This is a genomic window from Bradyrhizobium sp. DN3 (assembly GCF_041357655.1).
Lineage (GTDB): Bacteria > Pseudomonadota > Alphaproteobacteria > Rhizobiales > Xanthobacteraceae > Bradyrhizobium.
Genome location: NZ_JAULLN010000054.1, coordinates 1 through 21,248, shown reverse-complemented (window position 1 = coordinate 21,248; position 21,248 = coordinate 1). Strand labels below are relative to the sequence as shown.

17 protein-coding genes, 1 tRNA gene and 1 pseudogene are annotated in these 21,248 nt (G+C 61.8%); 12 read left to right on the top strand and 7 right to left on the bottom strand.

The features are described 5' to 3' along the window. Positions 1-1,061, top strand: a 1,061-nt coding sequence (locus tag AAE027_RS38420; protein WP_370991027.1) for a thioesterase domain-containing protein, incomplete at its 5' end; no start/stop codon positions are given. Between the two features lie 33 nt (positions 1,062-1,094). Here the strand turns inward: AAE027_RS38420 and AAE027_RS38415 are convergent. Beyond that, positions 1,095-1,502 carry a transposase gene (locus AAE027_RS38415; protein WP_370991028.1) on the bottom strand — a complete coding sequence of 136 codons (408 nt, stop codon included), beginning with the start codon at positions 1,500-1,502 and terminating at the stop codon, positions 1,095-1,097. A 935-nt stretch (positions 1,503-2,437) separates the two neighbouring features. On the opposite strand from AAE027_RS38415, the gene exbB reads away from it, so the two are divergent. The 3 genes from exbB to AAE027_RS38400 are packed head-to-tail and all read left to right on the top strand — an operon-like array spanning position 2,438 to position 4,381. Next, positions 2,438-3,202 (top strand): tonB-system energizer ExbB, encoded by a 765-nt coding sequence (gene exbB, locus AAE027_RS38410; protein ID WP_370991029.1) that lies wholly within the window; start codon positions 2,438-2,440, stop codon positions 3,200-3,202. A gap of 4 nt (positions 3,203-3,206) precedes the next feature. Next, positions 3,207-3,632: a TonB system transport protein ExbD gene (gene exbD / locus AAE027_RS38405; protein WP_370991030.1), complete on the top strand. Its 426-nt coding sequence runs from the start codon at positions 3,207-3,209 to the stop codon at positions 3,630-3,632. Then, complete coding sequence (locus AAE027_RS38400; protein ID WP_370991031.1) at positions 3,629-4,381, top strand: energy transducer TonB; 753 nt, start codon at positions 3,629-3,631, stop codon at positions 4,379-4,381. The genes exbD and AAE027_RS38400 overlap by 4 nt, the downstream gene beginning before the upstream one ends. A 25-nt stretch (positions 4,382-4,406) precedes the next feature. On the opposite strand, the gene AAE027_RS38395 is transcribed toward AAE027_RS38400, so the two are convergent. Continuing rightward, positions 4,407-7,583 carry a TonB-dependent receptor domain-containing protein gene (locus AAE027_RS38395; RefSeq protein WP_370991032.1) on the bottom strand — a complete coding sequence of 1,059 codons (3,177 nt, stop codon included), beginning with the start codon at positions 7,581-7,583 and terminating at the stop codon, positions 4,407-4,409. A gap of 108 nt (positions 7,584-7,691) precedes the next feature. Here AAE027_RS38395 and mntR point away from each other — a divergent pair, with 108 nt between their 5' ends. The 4 genes and pseudogenes from mntR to AAE027_RS38375 form a co-directional block, all read left to right on the top strand. Beyond that, a complete protein-coding gene (gene mntR, locus AAE027_RS38390; RefSeq protein WP_370991033.1) occupies positions 7,692-8,279 on the top strand; it encodes a manganese-binding transcriptional regulator MntR in 588 nt (195 codons plus the stop codon). A 1,240-nt stretch (positions 8,280-9,519) separates the two neighbouring features. Further along, on the top strand, positions 9,520-10,131 hold the full coding sequence (locus AAE027_RS38385; protein WP_370991034.1) for a hypothetical protein: 612 nt from the start codon (positions 9,520-9,522) through the stop codon (positions 10,129-10,131). 488 nt (positions 10,132-10,619) lie between these two features. Further along, complete coding sequence (locus tag AAE027_RS38380; protein WP_370991035.1) at positions 10,620-11,978, top strand: nucleotidyltransferase family protein; 1,359 nt, start codon at positions 10,620-10,622, stop codon at positions 11,976-11,978. A 249-nt stretch (positions 11,979-12,227) separates the two neighbouring features. Then, positions 12,228-12,906: pseudogene (locus tag AAE027_RS38375) on the top strand (transposase); the annotation flags it as partial. Between the two features lie 514 nt (positions 12,907-13,420). Here AAE027_RS38375 and AAE027_RS38370 read toward each other — a convergent pair. Further along, positions 13,421-13,870: a mobile mystery protein B gene (locus AAE027_RS38370; RefSeq protein WP_244551263.1), complete on the bottom strand. Its 450-nt coding sequence runs from the start codon at positions 13,868-13,870 to the stop codon at positions 13,421-13,423. Positions 13,871-14,699: 829 nt separating this feature from the next. On the opposite strand from AAE027_RS38370, the gene AAE027_RS38365 reads away from it, so the two are divergent. Then, positions 14,700-15,095: a hypothetical protein gene (locus AAE027_RS38365; protein ID WP_143035539.1), complete on the top strand. Its 396-nt coding sequence runs from the start codon at positions 14,700-14,702 to the stop codon at positions 15,093-15,095. A 517-nt stretch (positions 15,096-15,612) separates the two neighbouring features. Here the strand turns inward: AAE027_RS38365 and AAE027_RS38360 are convergent. The 3 genes from AAE027_RS38360 to AAE027_RS38350 all read right to left on the bottom strand — a co-directional run bounded on the left by AAE027_RS38360 (position 15,613) and on the right by AAE027_RS38350 (position 17,868). After that, a tRNA-Val gene (locus AAE027_RS38360) sits at positions 15,613-15,687 on the bottom strand. A gap of 158 nt (positions 15,688-15,845) precedes the next feature. After that, on the bottom strand, positions 15,846-17,144 hold the full coding sequence (locus tag AAE027_RS38355) for a coiled-coil domain-containing protein (RefSeq protein WP_370991036.1): 1,299 nt from the start codon (positions 17,142-17,144) through the stop codon (positions 15,846-15,848). 118 nt (positions 17,145-17,262) lie between these two features. Further along, the gene (locus tag AAE027_RS38350; RefSeq protein WP_091893924.1) at positions 17,263-17,868 is read right to left on the bottom strand and encodes a DUF1134 domain-containing protein; all 606 of its coding nucleotides are present in this window, start codon (positions 17,866-17,868) and stop codon (positions 17,263-17,265) included. 138 nt (positions 17,869-18,006) lie between these two features. Here AAE027_RS38350 and AAE027_RS38345 point away from each other — a divergent pair, with 138 nt between their 5' ends. After that, positions 18,007-18,501, top strand: coding sequence for a YHS domain-containing (seleno)protein (locus AAE027_RS38345; protein ID WP_370991037.1), 495 nt, complete (start codon positions 18,007-18,009; stop codon positions 18,499-18,501). Here AAE027_RS38345 and cysQ read toward each other — a convergent pair. Continuing rightward, the gene (gene cysQ, locus AAE027_RS38340; RefSeq protein WP_370991038.1) at positions 18,495-19,319 is read right to left on the bottom strand and encodes a 3'(2'),5'-bisphosphate nucleotidase CysQ; all 825 of its coding nucleotides are present in this window, start codon (positions 19,317-19,319) and stop codon (positions 18,495-18,497) included. The two genes, AAE027_RS38345 and cysQ, sit on opposite strands and share 7 nt — an antisense overlap. 206 nt (positions 19,320-19,525) lie before the next feature. Here cysQ and chpT point away from each other — a divergent pair, with 206 nt between their 5' ends. Together chpT and AAE027_RS38330 are read left to right on the top strand one after the other, a co-directional pair. Beyond that, positions 19,526-20,179, top strand: coding sequence for a histidine phosphotransferase ChpT (gene chpT / locus AAE027_RS38335; protein WP_164935214.1), 654 nt, complete (start codon positions 19,526-19,528; stop codon positions 20,177-20,179). A 197-nt stretch (positions 20,180-20,376) separates the two neighbouring features. Continuing rightward, the coding region (locus tag AAE027_RS38330; protein ID WP_479714266.1) for an Hpt domain-containing protein at positions 20,377-21,248 on the top strand (872 nt) is incomplete at its 3' end.

Here is a 21,248-nt window from a genome sequence, read left to right as displayed (position 1 = left end):
CGCAAGGCGAGATCGAGATCACGCTGGCACAGATCTGGGCCGAGCTGCTCGGTGTGGAGCGGGTCGGACGCCACGACGACTTCTTCGAACTGGGCGGGCACTCACTGCTAGCGGTGCGGCTTCTCAGTCGAGCGCTCGATGCCGGGTTCAAGTTTACCGCCGCCGATCTCTTCCAAGCTCCTGTTCTGAAGGAACTTGCATTGAAGGTTCATTTGGAGCCACAGCCCAGTAGTCCGGGAGTGATTTGTGTTCGCGCAACCGGATCGCAGCCGCCGCTGTTCTTTGTTCCCACAGGCTTAGGAGATTGTTCCTATATCCTCAACTTGGTGGAGGGAATGGACGCGGACTGTCCAATTTATGGACTACCGTGGCCTTCTTTCAGTGAAGTTTGTTCGCCGACTCTTGAAGCGATAGCCTCGCAAGTCATTCCGGCGATCAGGGAGATACGGTCCCGGGGTCCATATCGATTTGCTGGATACTCATCAGGCGGAATATTGGCTTACGCCATAGCCGAGCACTTACTGAGCCTCAATGAAACTGTCTCATTTATGGCGTTCATTGATGTTACGCTACCCGCAAAGCCAGCCGGCATGACGCCCACCCAGATGGTATGCGAAGTGGTGCTGGAAACTCTTGAACCCCTTGAGGACGAGCACTTTAAACTATTAAAGCGCTTTGCACGGCACAGTTCAGTTGCTCAACTACTTGAGAAGGCTCATCAAATAGGAGCTATACCTCCGGATCACAATGATGCTTTGATGTACGAGAGAATTGAGCAGTTTCAAAGGGCGCTGCAGCTATATCGGGCTCCGTCGCTGCCAATTGAGGTACATCAGTTTTACGCGACGGATTCTTCCGTAAGTTGTCGCGCACGACTAGACAAGAGCTCAATAGCTCCAGAGATGAGCTCGCCGATGCGAGGCTGGGACAGGGTTTTGAGTGCAGCGGCCATTGATACCACACCGATTCCAGGCAATCACGCGACGATGATGAACACTCCAGAAAACCGTAAAGTCCTGGCACGCTCGTTATCAAGAGCCTTAAATAGCTCACCGACGTGATCTGAGGCCGCCGGCGAACTGGATCATTTTTGGTTAGAGTTTTTCGCGATTTCCCCGGCCGGGAGGAGCGAAGAACGATGAAGGCTCGAAGTTTTCGGGCGCCCAGAAGGCGTTCATTTTGAAGCTCCACTGAAAGTCCTTGAAGCGGCGTGCGGGTTGATCGGTCTTCTCGGCCGTAGCCCGGGCCGCCGTCAGTTCGTCCGCGATCATGGCGAGCAGCCGCGTGTTGCGGGCGAACCCGAACAGATAATCCACGTGGTTGTCCTCGCACCACGCCATCAGCGGCACGCGCGCAAAGGTATATCGCTTCGCGCTTATGTCGGCGTTAACCAGTTGGCGGACCAGCTTGAGATACCGCTTCCTCACAAAGCAGCTATTCATGTATTCGCCACCATCGAAAACATGGACAACAAACGCTCTAAAACGCAGTGCTTGGACCATCTCGGGCCAGCTCTCGTGAGGTCATCGCATCCCGGCTTGGTTCGGTCCGGATGGCGCCATCTTGGTCCAGGAGACCGAAGAAGGCAAAGCTCAGGCTCGCGCGCACTATGGCCCATTCACGTAAGCCGCTATTCGCGGAATGGCCCGCTCGATCAATCGCAATAATCGGGTGTTGCGCCTCCAGGATTTGAACATGCGCAGCCCACATTGGATCGCGCATGAATCGCCCCCACTTGCATGCCATTCCGACAAAGAGAAAACCTATTGCGGGTTCAATGTAGGTTGAACGGCACGTTTGTTGGAATGACCTTTGATTTTCCTGCGAAATCACACGCCTCTTAATCAGCGGGTCCCAGGTTCGACCCCTGGTGCGCCCACCATTTCAAGGCCCTGCTGATGCAGGGGCTTTCTCAATTTAGGCTGTAGAACAAAGCACGTCCCGTGCGACGCTTTTGGTGGTCGGACGTCGCACGGCCAGAGTGTGATTTTCGTACCTTCATCTCATTCGATACAGCGCGCGGATCCGGGCATAGGGCGACGACGTGCCCGTCGTAGAACAGGATACCAGGTCGAGCAAAACGGACAGTTTGTTCGTCTCGTCGCCGCACCTGTTGACGATCATAGAGCGAGATGCGCTGCTCGCTTGGAAGGTGCGATCGGTATCCTGACGGAGCAACTCGGTCTGCTTTCCAACCTTCCTCTTCAATTCGCCTCGCGCTGGTTGACGACCTCCGGCGCGCAAACGTCACCAGTCACGGGTTCCGTTAGCGTTTGCACCCAGATGTAGTACATGCTACATGATGTGGTCTAGACTAAATTGCAAGTCGAGGAAGGCTTATTCCATGCAGTTGTGTTCAGGCTCGCGGCGGGCCGCTCGTTGCCCTGTCAGGGTGTCTTGCTTCGTTGCTGTAGGAGTATCGGTCGTTTTGCTGTGCGTGGCCGGATTCGCGGGGCCTGCCTTCGCAGAGGGAGCATCCGAAGGCACGGCCATCGGAATTGCGGTCCTGCCACGCGACCTCAGTCCCTGGGGCATGTTCCTGCAGGCCGATATCGTCGTGAAGGCCGTGATGACCGGGCTTGCCTTGGCCACTGTCGTGACCTGCACGGTGTGGCTGTCCAAGACCATCGAGCTGTTCAATGCGCGCCGTATCGTGCGGCGCTCGCTGCGCGAGCTCGCGGGGGCCGGAAGCGTCGAAGACGCGGTGCGGACGGTGCCTGCCGGGCCGGTGGCGAGGCTGCTCGACGGCGCGGCTGCAGAGCTGAAGCTCAGCAACGATCGCATGGACAGGGACGGGATCAAGGCCCGCATCCTGTCGCGCCTCCAGCAGATCGAGGCCGCTGCCGGACGGCGCATCGCTTTCGGCACTGGCGTACTGGCGACCATCGGTGCGACCGGGCCCTTCGTTGGCCTGTTCGGTACAGTCTGGGGCATCATGAATAGCTTCATCGGCATTTCGAAATCGCAGACCACCAATCTCGCGGTGGTCGCTCCCGGCATTGCCGAGGCGTTACTGGCGACCGCGTTCGGTCTCGTCGCGGCAATTCCGGCGGTGGTGATCTACAACCTTTTCGTCCGCCAGATCAGCGCCTACCGGGCTCTGCTCGGCGACGGGGTCGCTGAGATCACGCGGCTCGCAGGCCGTGATCTCGACAGTGGTGCGATCGTCGTGCGACGAGCGCACCTCACGGCCGCGGAGTGATCCGGTGGCGGTCAATCTCAGCCAGTCCGGCACCGAACTTGCCGAGGTCAACGACATCAACGTGACGCCGTTCATCGACGTCATCCTCGTGCTTCTCATCATCTTCATGGTGGCAGCGCCACTGGCGACCGTCGATGTCGCGGTCGATCTGCCGGCTTCGAACGCGCAGCCGCATCCGCGTCCGGACAAGCCGGTGTATCTCACCGTGAAGCCGGATCTCTCGCTGTCGGTCGGGGACGAGGCGGTGAGCCGCGCAGCGCTGGCCGCGGCGCTCGATGCGGCGACCCATGGACAGAAGGACGGCCGCATCTTCCTGCGCGCCGACAAGGCGGTGCCCTATGGTGAGGTGATGCAGGTGATGAACGGATTGCGGACGGCCGGCTACCTCAAGGTCGCCCTGGTCGGCCTGGAGCAGTCGACTGCACCATGATCAGTCTTGCGGCGGAAGACGTCTCCGATCTGAGACGCTGGACGTTCAGCGGTCTTGCCGTGGTGATGCTGTACGGCGCGCTGACGGCATCGCTCCTGGGTTGGCGCGAGCCGGATGACGTCCAGCCGGCCGAACCATCCGGCGCGGTCGTGGTCGACCTTGCGCCTGATGCGGCAGCGCCGCCGGTTACACCGTCCGATCTCCCGCCCGGTCCGGAACAGACGATGGCAGAGTCCCGGCCGGAGCCGAAGCCGGATGTGTCGCCACCCGATGAGTCGCCGGAACTGCCGCAGGCAGTCAATCCCGAGGCCGTCGTCGATATTGCGACCAAGGCGCAGCCCGAAGCCGTCCCCGACCAGCAGGCCGCGGCGAGCACTTCGGTGCCGGCCGTGGTTTCGGAGCGCGTGGCTCCGGTGGCTGCCGCGCCGACCCAGGGCAGGCCGGAAATGAAGAACGAGCAGGCAATCGCGACCTGGCGCTCGCAGATCCTCGCGCTGGTCGAGCGCAACAAGCGCTATCCCGAAGCCGCGCGGTCGCGGCGCGAGCAGGGGATCACGCAGGTCCGGTTCATGCTGGATCGCAAGGGACAGGTGAGCAATGCTGAGGTTACGCAAAGCTCCGGCTCCAGCGCCCTCGACGGTGAAGCCATCGCATTGCTGCAGCGGGCGCAGCCGTTTCCAGCTCCGCCCGATTCATTCGAGGGCCAATCGGTGGCCGTGAGGCTGCCGATCCGTTTCACCGTCAAATAGATCTGCCCTGACGCGGCCGGTCGCGTCAGTTCGCCACGGCAGCGCGATCGGCCGCGCCGAACCTGTAATTGACCCCGACGCGCAGCGTGTCGGTTTTCACCCGCGCATCGGAATCGAACGAGGTCGCCATGCCGGCCGGCAGGTTCGGCGCCGCGCGGAACGATCCCAGGTCCGCGTGCAGGTATTCGATCCGTCCGGACCAGTTGCCGGCTAGCAGGGTCTCGATGCCGGCACCGGCGGCCCAGCCAAAGCGGAACGTGTTCACATTGTAGGGCGTCGTGACTGGAGCGCCCGCGGCCGTGAAGCCTGCCACTGAACCCGATGCCGTGACGACGCCAAACGGAACGCCAGCGGTGACGTAAGCGACGGCGTTTGGCGTGACCGCGATGCCGATGCGTCCGCGAATGGATGCCAGCCAGTCGAGCCGATAGCCGAGGTCAGCCGACATCGGCGCATTGAGCGGCAGCAGCGCTGCGTTGCAGACCGCACCGGGACAGTTGCTCGCCGAGCGGCCGTGCTGGTTCGCGTAAGTGAAATCGCCCTCGATCCCGGCGATCACGGGCTCCGCCGTCCAGTCGTATCCGGCCTGAACGCCGATGCCGGCATTGTCGAGCCGAGCCGTCCGCGTGCTGCCGAACAGCGGCGTCTGCGATGCATTGTCGATGAAGCCGGCATATGTGGTGGCGGTTCCCCAGACATAGCCGAGATTGCCACCGGCGTAGAACCCGCTCCAGTCCCAGGCCGGCGCTGTGGTCGCCTTGCGGTAGATCGGGTCCGCTTGCTGTGTCCGCACGGCGCCGATCGGTGCATTTGCAGGCGTTTCGGCGCCGTATTTGACGTTGAGGAACAGTTTGAACGTCCGCCCGGGCTGAAGAATCTCGTCCTTGTGGAATTGCACGGAGTTGCGGATATCGGCGTTCAGGAGATTGTCGCCGATCAGGCCGGTCACGACCTCCACCGGTCCCCAGGGCGACGTCTGCCATCTCTGCCGGTGCTCGATCTGAAGCTTGAGCAGGTCGTAGCCGTTGGTCGGCATGTCGAATTCGGCGAAATCGTTCTGCGTGAACGCGTGCAGATAGTTCAGTCGCGTGTACCAGTTGTCGTTGCGCCAGTAGACGCCGCCTCCGGCCCGCATCGGCGGGATGCGCGGCACGTTGGTGCCGTCTGCGAAGGTGGCGCGCACGGTATCGAACTGGCCTTCCACGCCGAATATGCCATCCGAAAGCGGCAACACGTCCCACTGCCACGACAATTCACCGCCGCGGAAAATCGCGTCGCGCTGCGAGTAGGCGACCTGGATATAGTCCCCATCGCCGCCAGCGGCGCAAGTCGCGAAGGTCGCACCGCACAAATTTCCGGTGGCGCGGCCGTAGATGAACTTGTCGTAGAACGTATAATAGACGTTCGCATTGAATCTGAAGTCGCCGCGCGCCCGTTTCAGGCCGATCTCCGCGGTGTTGGCCGTCTCCAGCGTCAGGTCCGGATTGCCGATCTTGAAGGTCTTTTCGGAATCGTCCGGACCGGAAGCGAACAGTTCGAGCGCACGCGGAGCGCGCTGGACGCGTTGGAGCGTGAGGCTCGCCTCGAGGTTTGCCGGGAGATCCTTGATCACGCCGAAACTGACGCTGGTCGGCAGGAAGCTCGATTTGGACGGCGAACTCGACGCCGCGTCCGGCGGTGGCAGGTAGGTCGACGGAAAATCGAACGACGTGCCCGAGACGTTGACGGATTCGATGCGCCCGGCAAGCTGCGTTCGCAGCGTGTCGGTGTGCCTGAGCTCCTCGAAGAAATAGGCGGCGGCAGTCGTCGTCTGCGCGGGAAGCAGGATAGCCTGGCCGAGGGTGTCTAACTGCTGATACGCGCCCTGCGTGCCGACGATGCTCCTCAGCATTCCGAGCGGCGTCGAGACCGGCACAGTTTCGAACTCGAGCTTGCCCTCGGTCTGGCGGTTCTTGAACGTCGCGCCGATGGTCTGGAAACCGCCGAGGTTCGTGCTGTTGACGTCGACTTCGTCGTGCCGATAGTCGGAATATCCGAGCCAGTAGCGGACCGCAGCGATGGCTGCGGCATCGGGCCGGTATTCGCCCTTGCTGGCAATCTTGGTCTGCTCGAGCTGGTTGTGCTGCTGGCTTTCCGACGAGGCGATGCCCGGGACGTGGTAGTCGCTGGTGAAGCGCGAGATCGACAGGCCGGCATAGCCCCCATCGAACAGATAGGAGCCGCCGATCGAGGCGCCCGCGCTCTGCGTGGCCGAATTCGGCTGTCGCCCATTGAACGCCGGCGCGGGAGTGGGGGGCACGAGGTAGGGATAGCTGGGGATGCGATAGTCCTGGGCGCCGCGACCGTAGACGTCGGCATGCAGCGCGGCGTTGCCGCTTCCGGCGTCGAGCAACAGCCCGTTCTCCCAGCCGCTGTCGACCGAGGTGACGGCAGACCGCAGCTCCGTGGCCACGCCGCCGATCGGAACGGCCGTGGGAATCCGGTTGTTAGTCACATCGACGATGCCGCCGACCGCCTGCGATCCGAACCGCAGCGCGCCCGGTCCGCGGAACACCTCGGTCTTCTGGAGCGCCAGCGGATCGATGGGGACGCCGTGATCCTGCGCGATGTCCGACACGTCGACGCTGCCGATGCCGTTTTCCTGGATGCGCACCTTGGCGTCCGACAGTCCGCGCAGAACGGGGCGTGCAGATTGGGTCGACAGACCCGCCGACGTCGCCCCTGGGGCGGTGAAGAACAGGTTTCCGAAGCTTGCGCTGGTGCTCGACTGGATCTGGCTGCCGGTCTGGACCGAAGGCGCAAAGGGGGCCTGGCTGGAGGCCGTCGTCGAAGCGGGCGTGGGCGCGGTTGTTGCGTTGCCGGGCGCCGGCCGGCTTGGGGCTCCGCGGTTGGCGCGGCGGGCCGGCTTTGACTGGCGGCCTTCGACCGTGACGACGGGAATGTCGACCTCGGCCGGCGCAACGGATGATGCAGGTGACGCTGTTGTGTTCGATGGCTGCGAGGCGGGAGGCGCGGCAGCGTCGGATGGGGCCGAGGTCGCCGGAGTGGCCGTTGTGGCAGGAGGCGGCTGGCTCGGCGCGGCCTGCTCGGTTGGCGAAGCCGCAGGCCCCCCGGGAGCGGCTGGCTGGGCATATGCAAAGCCACCGAGGCCAATCATCACGATCGATGTCGTGCCCAGAAAAGCCGAACGGGTTACGCGCATGTCCATCTTCAACCCCCGATGCGCAACCGGGGAGACGGATGCACTTAGTTTATACATCAAAATGTAGCTTAGGCTACAATTGCGAGGTCAAAGCTACAGAGTCAAGGGATGACTGTTGCTATTGCGAAGCTGTTGCAAGTGGGTGACAGGAGGGGTGCCGCGTGTGCTTGCAATGTCGCCATGGAGAGCCCATGGTCAGATGGTGAGATTCTGGGTTTTCAGATGCGCCGGAAGACTGTGGACGTTGTGACATCGCTTCACGCCCTCCCCACCGAGCAGGCGCAGGCAAGGCGTTTTGGCAAGGCCCGGTCGGCGCGCTCGACTGCAATCCTCGAGGACTACGTCGAGCTGATTGCCGACCTGCTCGAATCGTCCGGCGAAGCTCGCGCCACTGATATCGCGCGCCGGCTCGGCGTGTCTCATCCGACGGCAATCAACACGATCACGCGGCTCAAGCGGGAGGGCTTGGCGATTGCCCGACCTTATCGCGGTATCTTCCTGACCGAGAAGGGTGAAGCGCTCGCCAGGCGCGCGCGCGCGCGCCACCGCGTGGTGCTGGAGATGCTGCTCGCGCTAGGCATACCTCGGGAAACTGCGGAAGCGGACGCCGAAGGCATCGAGCATCATGTTTCCGAAGCGACGCTCAAGGCATTCTCGGATTTCATCAAGACGTCTGGAGTGAAGAAGGCCAGTTGACGAGCCGCTGAGGTCCGCGTGGCTTGGAACTCTCAGCTTCGACACGCGAGCCCATCATGGCGGGCATCTGCCTGCGCCCCAGGCTCAACCTTACCGATTGCCAGTCATCGGCAGGTTGAGCGCAAAGTGAGTCTCGCGAAAACCTGAACCGAGCAGCTTTCCGTCAAGCGGGACTGCTCGAAGTCGCGCAATCCGTTGTGGACGGTCGCCCGCGAGATCCTGCGACCATTATCTTGTGCACGCGTGATGACCGCCCTGATCGTGGCCGGTCGTCCGCCGTCTTGCAGTAGGAAGTCGATCAAGATGACGGTCGAAGGCCCCGGGCGACCAATATTCCCCGAAGTTCATCGGTCGGACATGGAAACGACACCGTGCAGATACTGCAAAATAAGCACATGCATTATGGCAGCGGCAGGTCAACATGGGCTTGGAAAGCCTGCGCCAGGATTGCGCAACGAAACTAGAATCAAGGCGGGGTGAGGAGCGCTCGTGCGACGAATTCCCCTTTTTCATCGGATAAGCCCAAAGGTGCGACCGGCAAGTCTTTGATTGTCCATCACCTGTGGCTGACTCTTAATCAGCGGGTCCCAGGTTCGAGCCCTGGTGCGCCCACCAAGCAAAAACCCTTGGTTTCCAATAACTTCGCCGGATGTCGGTTGAGAACAAATCGGGTCTCGTGCGACGTTTTCTGTGGTTGATGTTGCGCGGCCAGTTTGCTGTGCGACTTTTCCTTACTTCTGTATCTTCACCCCCATTCGATACAGCGCGCAGATGCGATGGTACAGGCCGTGCACGTGCTCGTCGCAGAATAGGATACTAGAGCGAGCAAAACGGACAATCTGTTCTGCCCGTCGCCACAGGAAACTGCTTGCTGCAGAACTAGAAGCGGATAGTTCAGCTCGGGGATTCGACTCGCTCTCCCGCCCACGATTTCCGGCGCCAAACCGCGATCGCCACGACTTCGTACGCGATGGTAGCGAACGCCGAGCTTAGGGGCTCCTTAAACCCGCCGCCTCGCTTTTCGTCCGGCAGACTGCGCGAAACTTGACATCGCTTAAAATCCCGTGGTTCTAGTTCAAGTTATAAGTCGACGATGGCCTTCGAATGCGTCGCCAAGCCTTCCTTCTTCTCCGCTCCGTTTTTAAAGTAGTGCCACATTCCTCCTCGTAGGAGGCAGATCATCGAATTGGCTTTAAAGGCCCAAATCAATATTTTCACAGAAGTGAAATCGGAGAACGAGATGGCCAAAGAAGCGGGTCGCAAGGGTTCGCGACGCATCGTTCACCCACCGATGCCCCCCAAATTAAAGCTGTTCCGTCCTGTCAACTGGTACAGCGGCGCCATGATCGAGCCTGTTGGCGAATATGTTTCTCATATTCTGAGAGAACTTGGTCGTCTTGGCCTTCAAGTCCGCGATATCGAGCGACATGACCGGCCGCCAAATACGAAGACGGTTCTATCCGATCTGATCGGTTGGCTGAGCGATCGTCCTGGAGAAGCCTTTGCAAAACTCTTTAACTGGCAGACGCTCGATTTTGCTCAAGTTCGATCGCGCTTGGAAAAGGACCGTTTAGCCAGGCCACGTATCGAGGTGTCTGCGCATATCACCAAGATGAACAATCTGTCCGTGCGCTGGCATCCAGGTGGCTGGAAACTGACAGATTTTGACTGGCATCGAGCGGATCACCATTATTCCAATCTGATTACGCACCGAAAGTGGCGTGAGCCGCCCGACTTCCACTGGTTCGTCGGCGATGAAGATCCGACCTTTGATAACCGCCCTTCCAATGAACTCACAGTCAGCTTGAATATAGCTTCGAGGTTGATGTCGTTGATGCGTTTGATTTTGTGACTCAAGAGGAAGTCGATGAGGCTGATGCTTCCCGATATCGGTCTTCGATCCGCCGAGTGACAGCTTGGAGCCTTGAGGATGCCGCCGAACTGCGTGCCCGCCGCGAAAGGGATGCGGCGGCTGCGCAGGATAAGCGCGATCGCGCGGAGCTCGCAAACATTGCCGTCAGCCACGGTTTTTCACTCGAAGTACTCGTCGCGGCGGTCCTTCGCGCATCTTCAAGGAAACCTACTGGACCTGCCCCATCTGGCGAGCATGTTAACCGAAACGCAGCCAAGCATTTGCGCAATGTCGGGTTCAAGGTCGATGCTGGGGACGTGCGTCGAATCCGGCAGCTCATTGAGCGTTACAATCCAGAGATTCTTCCGGAAGAGTTGCGGCCTGCTTCGTTGGCGCCGCCAGCGGCGCCGTTATCGTCAAACAACGTCGTACCGCTCCGTGGAGATGATGGTCGATAGTTTCTGCAGTTTCCGTTCTCCGAGCGCACGATGGGCGTCAGTTTTGGACGAGATATACTGATTGCGGGTTACAAGCCCGCCGTTTTCAAGAACGCGCTCCGTGGATTCATGAGAACGGGGTCACCCGGAAATCTGATTGACCTCAAGTCGGTTTTTCCGCTCCGCCGTGACGGCGCTATCGTGTTTGAAGAGTGCCTCGATCGCGGGCTGATCGAACTCAAAGATGGATTTACGGTCTCGGAAAAAGGTGAGACTGTTGCGCGCGGAAGGGTCGTGCGCCGGACTGCTTTGGCTCAGGCGCAGATGGTACTGGACGATTTCCTGCGCCATGTCGAAATGCTCAACCAAGACCCAGATGCGGTACGATACGTTGAACGGGTCTGGGTTTTTGGCAGCTTGATGCGAGGTGAGGAGACAGTAGGAGACATCGATCTCGCGCTAGAAACGAGTCGGCGCCCAGAATATCTCGCGGATTATGCTTTGATGAAGCGGCATCTCAAGGAGCTTCTGTCGCGCCGCGACGACGTTCCGACCAGCCGCGGCTTGGTCTGGTCGGCAGAAACATGGATAACGGAACGCGCTCTTTATGGACCACGGCGGCATCCACTCCTCGCCGGCGTCCAATCCGATGTCAGCGATCTTGTCGACCTAGGGGCTCCCTGCCGCCTCATCTATGACCGAGCGAGAGGCGGACGGGTCAACGATCCGATATTATCTCGTCATCCCCAGTCCAATGGGCGACAAAATGACTTGGCCCCGCCTGCTGAAATGCCGGATTTTACTCCAAACGGTCTGCGCCCGATGGATGGTCGGTGGGTGGCGGGGTTCTCCAAATGGGGCGGTGTTTCTCCGTACGACATCTTTCGCGGTTGGACAGACGATGCACACAAGTTGTTCCCTCAGTACCCCGAGGGATTACGCATTGTCGGGGACAATCGCGATCTTGCTAGCTATCCGTGGGTGCCCAAACGTCTGAAAGCCGGAGGATTCGATGGTCGGGAAGCGATCGCGCTGGTCAATGCCACGCCCTTCAAGGGCACCAGCGTCGCACTCCGGCGCAAAGTTGAACAGGGCTCCGATAAATGGATCCTGCACGCTTGGTTCGAACATTTGGAATTTTATCGGAGCCGCAAGCGGGTTGACTATTCAACGCTTCCTGACCTCGCAGCCGCAGCAGCTTTGATCCTCGCGGTCGACGCTGAAAGGATGCTGCGCCGAGCCGCAGAGGAGTCGGCCGGGGCGGGAATCCAAATATGCGTCAGACGTGATCTCGACGAAGATGTGAACGTGCACTTCATCGACGCCGTGCATAACCACTTGCAAGCGCGCAGGATCAGAATCGAACCCGAGGGATGGAGCAGCCCACCGGCCTCAGTTGTCCGCGCTTAATGCCTGTTTCCATTCAGAGTCGCGGTCTTCGGCAGGAAGTCGGGACCGTCCTTGCCCGCCGCTAACTGGCGCGCACCGCTCCCGACCTGTTTCCCGTCGCTTCCGAATATGACCTCGCGCAAGTCGTCCTCGTCCATGCCGAACAACCGTCAGAACCGGCGCCGTGCTGCTGACATCGGTTCACGGTGACCTGCCACTGCGTATTTCCTCCAGATGGAGTTAGAGTCCGGCCCGAAGAAGGACGGACAGATGAAGCGAGCAAGGTTCACGGAAGAGCAGATTATCGCAGTGTTGAAGGAGCATGAGGTTGGGGCAAGACGGCCGACCTGGCTCGCAAGCACGGGGTCTCGGAAGCAACGATCTACAATTGGAAGGCCAAATTCGGCGGCATGGACGTTTCAGAGGCGAAGCGGCTGAGGGCGCTGGAGGACGAGAACGCGAAGCTGAAGAAGCTTCTAGCCGAGCAGATGCTCGACGCCGCCGCCCTTCGCGAGCTTCTTTCAAAAAAATGGTAGGGCCCGCCGCCAAGCGCGCTGCGGTCGCGCATCTGCAGGCCGTCATGAGCCTGTCGGAGCGGCGGGCCTGTTCGATTGTCGGAGCGGATCGGAAGATGATCCGCTATCGCTCCAGCCGTCCTCCGGATGCGACTCTCCGTGGCCGGCTGCGTGACCTTGCCAACGAGCGGCGGCGTTTCGGCTACCGCCGGCTGTTCGTGCTGCTGCGGCGGGAGGGTGAGCCATCGGGGATCAACCGGATCTACCGGCTTTATCGGGAAGAAGGGCTCACCGTCCGCAAGCGGCGGGCTCGCCGCAAGGCCGTGGGGACCCGTGCCCCGATCCTAGTCGAGGCGATGCCCAACGCGCGCTGGTCGCTGGATTTCGTCCACGACCAATTCGCCAACGGTCGGCGCTTCCGCAACTACAATCTTCAGCGGCCTCACTCGTCGCTGAAATACATGACCCCCGCGGCTTATGCCGCCCACCTCACCGCAACGGACGATCGGCTACGCAACCCCGACCAGCTCCGCCGATCGTCCGTTGCTCCAACCGCGCCACTTGGCGTACAAAACCCCGAGGCTCTAACCGCGGCCGGATGAAAGTTCGGTGGCAGGTCACCGGCATTTGATCTGCTCTCCTGGTCTCGGGGGAGGCCCAGTGTACGAGTAATGGCGCCTTCAAAGCTGCAGGATGAAGGAGGCTAGTCAAAATCAAGCGCGGGCGATTTCCCGATATGTGCGGCAGGCCTCGAACCAGGCCGTTATGAGCGACGGGATAGCGTCTGGCTTCGTTGAATATGCGGACTTTTTGTTTGAATCTGATCGCGTTCGTTGCGCCTCGGCCGGGTCGTTTCTGGTGCCAAACTGGTGCAGTAATCCGGCTATGAGCTCTTCGTTGCGATGCGGGACTTTGTCGAGGCTTTGCCGGAGTGATGATTTGACCAGCTCATGATCGTGCGAAAGCGATGAGCGGCCCAAGATCATGATTGTCGGCCGCCTGGAGCGCCGCGATGTAGGCTGTGCGGGCGGTGCCGGCTGTCTGCAAGTCGGCGGCGCCCCATGTGAAGCGTTGGCTGCCAAGCTGCACGATCAACACATCAGCAGCCAATCGTGACCATCGGCCGTTGCCGTTTGGAAACGGGTGTACGGATACGAGGCGGTGATGGAAGCGAACGGCAAGTTCGTCTGGTGGGTAAGTGTTGTTCTCGACCCAATACCTTGCGTCGTCGAGCACCTGATGCAGCGAGACTTCGATTAGATGTGGTGCGACGCCGAGGTTGGCAGCTTCAACAAATCCATATGCAGCGTGCCCGGCAGCCAGGACTTGTCGGGAAGTTGGACCGAATGAATTCGTCCAATCCAGCCTGACCAAAGTAGGTGCGGTACTGTTCGGCAATACGAAGTGGGTCCTTTGGCGCAGCGTCGGGATCGTGCGAATAGAGCCGCGCGACCATCTTCTTCAGCAAGTCCCCCCACAAGGGAGGCTCGGGCGAGTCGTCGGCCGGGCGTTGCGCGTTTTTGCTCATCCCGGCTCCCACCAGGATCGAGGCGCCCCGCTCCGACTACGACAACTGCAAGAGCTACATTCTGATGTTCTTGGGTGTGAAGGACGAGGCTGCCCGTTATCACCTGCAAGGCTGATGGCAAAGCAAGCTCGACCTCGCTCCGGGACGTCGTGAGGAATGCGAAAAAGGTGAGGGTCGTTCCATCATTCAAGCGCTTACGACCGTCGCGGGTGTTGCGTTCGCGGCCCAGGATGCGATCAAGTTTTTGGTTGGCGGCCACTAACGCTGGATTGTTCTTCATCAAGGTATTTCGCAACTCCGTCGCCGTGACACTTGATCCCACCGACGCCACCATTCTGTGGGCCCTCAAGCGACTCGGAAACCGCGAAACCTGCTAGGAACTGCTCAGCGAGTGGCGCAATGTTGTAGCAGAGTCAAAGGACGTTGACGCCGTGATAAGCGATGTAAAGCTGTCCGCTCGCCTCGTCGAGCTTGAAAAGCTAGGATGCGTCACCATCGAAGGCGGCGCGTGGCGTTTGCGGAGAGCATTGCGGCCGACGACACCATCGCTCACTCGGCTTAGATTCGCTTGCCTTCGCTGCTGCATGCCATCGCTCCAGTGGCTGAGGCTGGCGATTTTTAGATGAGGTATTGAAATGGGCCAGCGCTCAGCAGTCTTCGTTCGTGAGCATGCAAGCAGCGTCTCGGAGGAAAAATATCTTGACGGAAGGATTCGTGAACTCATTCGTCGTCGGGGTGGAAATCGTCTCGTCGACGCCAATTCTAGTCATCGGCATCGATCTCAATCACACCGAGACGGTAGGCATTCTGTTGGGCCGAGAGACTGCTGCCAACCTTCGCGAGGCGTTGGGCAAACTTTCAAGAGAGCCGCATTTCGGGAACATAAACTCGAGTGAGGTTCTGGCTAGACGCGCTGAGATCTTCCGCGCACGAGAAGAACTACATGGTCGGAAAATTGAAAACATCTACCACGCCTGGAAAATGAAAGTAGCCGTCCGGGCTGTGGGTGCGGTGCTAACGATTAGACCGAGGCAGGCGAAGAGGTCGTTCTCACGCTCGACCTTGCCATCATTCACGAACTGCTCGATGCGATAAATAGTGCCATTCCGATCGATGGACGGGAAGTATCACGGGGCAAATGTTCTCCAGGAGTGGCGCTCGCTGTTGTGCAGGACTTGAGACGAGTGGTCGCAGCTGGTCTGGCCGATTCATGCCTCGCGGCGAAGTCCCGCCTCATCGAGCTAGGCCTCCAGCCGGGCGGCCTCGGCGTCCTCTTACTTTGCTGCTCGAGGCCGGACAGGATCCTCGCTGTCGCGAACGTCGCCGAGGTCGGTCCAGATGTCGTAACGCAATTCCAGGAACTCGCTGCGAGAATGCTCGGCCCGGGTTCAGCGCCTTAGTGAGCAATGCATTAGTCGCCGCTTCGCCAAGCCGATCAACGGGCCGCGAATGTGCGCCGCCAACCACATCGACAATCTTGTTGGCCAATAAGGCGAGCGATTGCTCGCGCCCTTAAAGGTGAGACAAGCGGTGTGCCCCCATTGTGCCCCAGTTTCTTCCGGGCACACCGCGAGGGAAGCGAGGCAGTAAGTTACTGAATTTTCGGGGCTAATGGTGGGCGCACAAGGGATCGAACCTTGGACCTCTCCCGTGTGAAGGGAACGCTCTCCCGCTGAGCTATGCGCCCGGGACCATCCATGCAGGCGGCCGGACTTTCGGCCGGCCGGCAGATCGGAGCCCGCGATTTAGAAGTGCGGGCCGAAGGTGTCAAGTTTCCAGGCGGGTTGCGGCCGGAAAACCTGCCGCAAGCCACGCAATTCGGTAGGAAGCCGGGTTTTGGCCCAATTACGCGCCCTGCTGGCGGGCGCGGGAGGCGTGGGCCTGGAGCGCGCGGATGCGCTCGGCGAGCGTTCCGCCGCCCTCGGGCAGGGTGCTACCGGCCGCGCCGTTGCTCGCGGCATCGTTGGCCGGGCGCGGCGCCGGCTTCGGCGGCTGGCCCGCCTCGGCCGCGAGCAGCGCCTCGATCGGCGAGTTCGGGCCTTCGAGCTGCATCGCGAGCTTGGCGACCTCGGCGGCGATGTCGTTGATGCGCTCGCGCAGCAGCGCGTTCTCCATCCGCTCGGTCGCCCAGGAGCTCTCCGCCTGCTGCTGGATCGCGTTGATGTCGCGCTGGAGCTTTGCGCGCTCGTCGCGCGCGGTACGGAGTTGCTCCTCCAGCGCTGCCTTTTCCGCGCGCAGCGCTTCGAACGCGGCCGACGACTTGCCGCCGCTCAAGGCGGCGATCTCGACGCGAAGCTCCTTGACGGTGCGTTCGGCAGTTTCGTTGGCCTGGCGGAGCTGGTTGTTCTCGTAGTCGCGCTCGGCGAGCAGCTTGCCCTGCGTGGCGAGGCGTCCCTCGAGGTCGGCGACGCGGCCCGACAGCATCTCGGCCTCCTTGACCTGCACGATGAGCTGGCGATCCAGCTCGGTGACGCGCTGGCTCAAATTCTCGACGCGGCCGCGCGCCTCGCCGAGTTCGCGCGAGGCGGTCTCGGATTCGGTGCGCTCGTGCGCAAGGCGCGCCTGCGTCGCGGCAAACTCCTTCTCGGCATCGCCGACGCGGTTCTTCAATTCCTCGATCTGCGCGCGGACGACGACGAGCTCGACCTGGCGGCTCTCCGCCATGATCGAACGGTCGGACAGTTCGGAGTTGATCTTGGCGAGCTCGGCCTGCTTGTCGCTCAGCGCCAGCTCGGCGGCGTGCAGCGCCTCGGTCTTGGCGTTGAACTCCTCCTCGGTGGCGCGGAGCTGCTCCTTCACCGCTTTCTCGCGCGCCTCGAGTGCGAAGATCGTGGCGTTCTTCTCGCCGAGCTCGATCTTCATGCGATTGATGGCATCGCTCTTCTTGCCGAGCTCGGCGAGCTGGCTCGTGGTCTTGTTCTTGAGCTGCTCGACGCTCATCTCCAGCCGCCGCGCCGACATGGCGAATTCGGCGCGGAGCTGGTCCTTGTCGGCCTGGATCTCGGCCATCGACAGCGGGGTGGCCGCCTCGAGCCGGCGCGTGGTCAGGCGCACCGCGCGGTTATGCACCAGCGGCACGAGGGCAAGCCCGCACAGCATCGAGAGCAGGAAACCGATCGCCAGGTACATGATCGGTTCGACCATGGGCCAAAACTCCCAGAGCTAAGGAAAAATTTACCAACGACAATGCCATGGCGGGCCGGCAAAAAGCCAGCCCCGCTCTGTCGTTAACCTTGATCCGTACCCAGCTGGGAGAGGAGACCTAGAACGGGTTCCAGGTCGCACGCGGCGTGTATTTGAGATAGCCGATATTGGCGCCCAGCCGCAGGCCGAGGCCGGAGCGAATCGGCACCAGCACGATGTTGTTGGCGGTGAGCGCCGTCATGCCGAAGCCGCCGATGATATAGGCCGAGCCGTCGAGGCCGGCGAAGCGCTGGTAGATCGCGTTGGTGGCGGGCAGGTTATAGACCAGCGTCATGGTGCGGGCGCCGTCGCCGCCCCAGTCGAAGCCGAGCGAGGGGCCCTGCCAATAGACGCGCAGGTCGCCGGCGTTCTTGGTGTAGAGCGTGCCTTCACCGTAGCGCAGGCCGGCGACGAAGGCGCCGGAACCTTCCTCACCCAGGATATAGCCGTTGGGCAGACCCCATTGGCTGACCGCCTTCTCGATGATCGAGGCGAGTCCGCGCGAGACGTTGCCGAAGAAGCGATGACCGGCGGTCACCAGCTCGTCCGGCCCATAGGTGTTGGGCGTCGGGGAGCGCTGTGGCGGCGGCAGGTTGGGCGGCGGCGCCTGCTGGGCGGAGGCCGGCACGATCCAGCCGACCATCGCGGCGAGCGCGAGCGCAGCAAGGCGTGATGCGAAAGTCATAAAAGAACCCCTGGTATCGAAACCGATCGCTTCCTTAACCTGACGCCAACAGGCAGGTTCTAGGTTGCGCCGGATGTCCCCTCGACTCGGATGTTATCCGCAGCAACTATGACGGCACAACGGCAGGAAGATAGCCCTTTGCGCCCCGGAATTGCCTTGATCGGCCGCCGCGTTTGCCTCGTCTGCCTGCTGGCGGGCATTTGGATCATCTGCGCAGGGTTGCCGGCAAGGGCGGCCACCACCGAGCGGATCGTCGTCAACCGGTTCAGTGGCGTCGCCATCGAGGGCTTCGATCCCGTCGCCTATTTCGTCGATGGCGCGGCCGTGCGAGGGAAGGCGCAGTTCGAGGCGAACCTCTGGGGCGCGGTCTGGCGCTTCCGCAACGAGGGCAACCGGGCCGCCTTCCTGTCCCATCCCGAGATCTACGGGCCGCAGTTCGGCGGCTATGATCCGGCCGATATCGCCCGCGGTGTCGTCATCGCCGGCAATCCTCGCTTCTTCGCGCTCGTGGCGCAGCGGCTCTATCTGTTCAGCCGGGAAGCCAATCGCGACGCCTTCGCTGCCGACCCGGAGCGTTTCCTCTATGAGGTCGGCAAGCGCTGGCCGGCGCTCCAGGACCAGCTCGGTCAGTAGCGGTCGACCGCCTGCGGGTCGCCCCAGGCGACGAACTCCGGGATGATGAAACCATTGCCGCTGCGCTGGCCGAAGCGGAGCTCGCCACCCTGGCCGTCGGTCACCCTGCCGCCGGCCGCGGTCACGACCGCAGAACCGGCCCCGACGTCCCATTCAGAGGTCGGTCCGAAGCGGGGATAGATGTCGGCGCTGCCTTCCGCGATCCGGCCGAATTTCACGGCCGAGCCGACCGTCCGCCTGACCGCATTGGGCCTGCCATCGATGAACGCCTCGCTCTTGGGATCGCCGTGCGAGCGGCTCACTGCCGCGATCCAGGGCTCGCCCGGCGCTGGAAGCTTGCGGGTATGGATCGGCTCGGCAGCGCCGATGGTTGCGCCGTCAAACCTCACGCGCTCGGCGCCGCGGCCGACAATGCCGCGCCAGAGCAGCCCAAGCGCGGGCGCAGACACGATGCCGAGCAGCGGCACGCCTTCAGTCACCAGGGCGAGGTTGACGGTGAACTCGTCGCGGCCGGCGACGAATTCCTTGGTGCCGTCGAGCGGATCGATCAGGAAGAAGCTCTCGCGAAACGGCGGCGAGGCGAGCTGGCTCCGCTCTTCCGACAGCGTCGGCACGTCGGCCGCAAGCTGCGCGAGGCCCTCCGCGATGATGCGGTCGGCGGCAATATCCGCCTCGGTCACCGGCGAGCCGTCCTGCTTGCCGTCCACCCGCATCGCCGCGCGGTTGACGGCAAGGATCGCTTCGCCCGCCTTGACCACCAGCGCGGTGAGCGGCTCCATCAGGCCGGATGCGGCCGCGCCGTCGATGACCCTTTTCACCTGGATGCCTCATTCATCGGCAATTTCGTTCCTTCTCGACTGATTCGCCCGGATTGATTCGATCGGGGGCTTATGGCCGCCTCGAAGTGATCGCAAGCTAGCTGCCGCGGGCTTGCGAATGTTAGAACCCGCAGCATCCGTCAAGCATGCGTGATTCGCGGCGTCCAGCGCCGTGCAATTCCAGGAACCCTCCAGGACCCCATTATATGTCTGACGCCTCGTCGCCCGCGACCGTTACTGCTCCCGATATGCTCGAACTCGCTGCGCTCTTGTGCTCGCGGGTCTGCCACGATCTCATCAGCCCCGTCGGCGCCATCGTCAATGGGCTCGAAGTGCTCGACGACGATCCCAAGCCCGAGGACCGCGAGTTCGCGCTCGACCTCATCCGCAAGAGCGCCAAGACCGCCTCGGCCCGGCTCCAGTTCTGTCGTCTTGCCTTCGGCGCTGCCGGCTCCTCGGGCGCGCAGATCGATCTCGGCGATGCCCAGACCATGGCGCGCGGCCACATCGAGGATGGCAAGTGCTCGATCACCTGGAATCTGCCGCGGCTCCTGCTACCGAAGAATCGCGTCAAGCTGCTGCTCAACATGCTGGTGGTTGCCCAGCACACGATCCCGCGCGGCGGCATGCTGACGATCGATCCGATCGGCGAGGGCGAGACGATGAGCTTCCGCATCACCGCGACCGGACACAATGCGCGCCTGCCGCAGAACATCTCCGAGCTCCTGAGCGGCGAGCGCGGGCCTGCCGCGGATGCGCATGCGATCCAGCCATATTATACGCGGCTGTTGGCGCAAGCCTGCGGACTCACCGTGAGGCTCGCACCGGAAGGCGAAGCCATCACCGTTACCGCTTCGTAAACGCGCCCTTCGCTCTCGAAGTCTTAATCCAATCTTTACGAGGCGCTTCGGTTTGTCCGGAGCGCCTTATCTCTTTGTTGGTTCCGTTCTTTTGCACTTACTCAACCAATATTAAACGCTTTGCGGTGAAGCTGGCCCCATTCCGAAATGGCGCATCACGCCTCGTGCGCGCCCTTCCTGTATGAAGGCCTGTTTTCATGGATGATCTGTTGCGGGAGTTTTTGACGGAGACCAGCGAGAGCCTGGACACCGTCGACAATCAGCTGGTGAAGTTCGAGCAGGAGCCGAACAACGCCAAGATCCTGGATAACATCTTCCGCCTGGTCCACACCATCAAGGGCACCTGCGGCTTCCTCGGCCTGCCGCGGCTGGAAGCGCTGGCGCATGCCGGCGAGACGCTGATGGGCAAATTCCGCGACGGCATGCCGGTGACCGGGCAGGCGGTGACGGTGATCCTGTCCTCGATCGACCGCATCAAGGAGATTTTGGCTGGCCTGGAGGCGACCGAAGCCGAGCCGGAGGGCAACGACCGCGATCTCATCGACAAGCTGGAGGCGATGGTCGAGCAGGGCATGGCGGCGATGTCAGGCTCGGCGCAGCCGATGCCGGCTGGCGCCGCTCCCGTCGCCGACGCGCCGCCGCTGGCGCCGGAAGCTCCTGCCGCTGCGCCCGCCAAGGAGATGACCACGGGCACGCTGATCGCACAGACCCTGGAGCGCCCGTTGCGTCCCGGCGAAGTCTCGCTCGATGAGCTCGAGCGCGCCTTCCGCGAGACCGCGATCGAAGCGCCGGTGCCTGCTGCGCCCGTTGCCAAGGCTGAAGCCAAGGCCGAGCCCGCGCCGGTGGTTGAAGCCCCGGCGCCTGCCGCGAAGGAAGCTGCCAAGCAAAAGCCCGCGCCGAAGAAGTCGATGGCCGACGAAAGTGCCGGCGAAGGCGACCGCATCGCCAACCAGTCGATCCGCGTCAACGTGGACACGCTGGAGCACCTGATGACCATGGTCTCCGAGCTGGTGCTGACCCGCAACCAGCTGTTGGAGATCTCCCGCCGCAACGAGGACACCGAGTTCAA

Coding starts and splice junctions, on each gene's coding strand:
- AAE027_RS38415 (WP_370991028.1), bottom strand. CDS start 1,502: ATGGTCCAAGCACTGCGTTTTAGAGCGTTTGTTGTCCATGTTTTCGAT.
- AAE027_RS38400 (WP_370991031.1), top strand. CDS start 3,629: ATGATCAGTCTTGCGGCGGAAGACGTCTCCGATCTGAGACGCTGGACG.
- AAE027_RS38395 (WP_370991032.1), bottom strand. CDS start 7,583: ATGCGCGTAACCCGTTCGGCTTTTCTGGGCACGACATCGATCGTGATG.
- mntR (WP_370991033.1), top strand. CDS start 7,692: ATGACTGTTGCTATTGCGAAGCTGTTGCAAGTGGGTGACAGGAGGGGT.
- AAE027_RS38385 (WP_370991034.1), top strand. CDS start 9,520: ATGGCCAAAGAAGCGGGTCGCAAGGGTTCGCGACGCATCGTTCACCCA.
- AAE027_RS38380 (WP_370991035.1), top strand. CDS start 10,620: ATGGGCGTCAGTTTTGGACGAGATATACTGATTGCGGGTTACAAGCCC.
- AAE027_RS38355 (WP_370991036.1), bottom strand. CDS start 17,144: ATGGTCGAACCGATCATGTACCTGGCGATCGGTTTCCTGCTCTCGATG.
- AAE027_RS38350 (WP_091893924.1), bottom strand. CDS start 17,868: ATGACTTTCGCATCACGCCTTGCTGCGCTCGCGCTCGCCGCGATGGTC.
- chpT (WP_164935214.1), top strand. CDS start 19,526: ATGTCTGACGCCTCGTCGCCCGCGACCGTTACTGCTCCCGATATGCTC.